The 537-nt window shown below is 44.7% G+C and carries 1 protein-coding gene; it reads left to right on the top strand.

The window, feature by feature from the left end; genetic code table 11:
* On the top strand, positions 1-457 hold a 457-nt coding region (locus tag ACFSW5_RS26080; protein ID WP_379280486.1), incomplete at its 5' end, for a JAB domain-containing protein.
* Positions 458-537 lie beyond the last annotated feature (80 nt).

Here is a 537-nt window from a genome sequence, read left to right as displayed (position 1 = left end):
TATCGGTAAAGTGAAAGCGAAGCAGATCGTTGCCGCCATCCAACTTGCTAAGATGATGAATGTACCGAAAACAGAGCCGACAATCATTCGCAGTCCTCGGGATGTTTTCGAGTACCTCCGTTGGGAAATCGGTTATGAGCAGAAAGAACACTTCATCGTGATCTTTCTTTCGACTAAGAATCACATCATTGGAAAAGAGACGATCAGCATTGGAAGCTTGAATAGTGCAATTGTCCATCCTAGAGAGGTCTATAAAGCGGCCATTCGCCGTTCTGCATGTTCCATCATCGTTTCGCATAATCACCCTTCTCAAATATGTACGCTTCCTAGCCCAGAAGATATTCAGCTAACCAAACGACTTGCTGAAGCTGGTGAAATCATCGGTATCGAACTTCTGGATCACGTCATTGTCAGCGGTTCAGATTATACAAGTCTTAAGGAACGCGGCCTTCTGTAACGAAACAATTCATCGTCATTTTTCATCATCCGCATTATCAACAGCGGTTCGCTCTTATCGGCGGGCCGCTGTTTTCATTT

The organism is Paenibacillus thailandensis (genome assembly GCF_042685365.1).
GTDB classification, from domain to species: Bacteria; Bacillota; Bacilli; order Paenibacillales; family Paenibacillaceae; genus Paenibacillus_AP; species Paenibacillus_AP thailandensis.
Note: the sequence above shows the minus strand (reverse complement) of the source record. Positions and strands in the feature narration are given on the sequence as shown.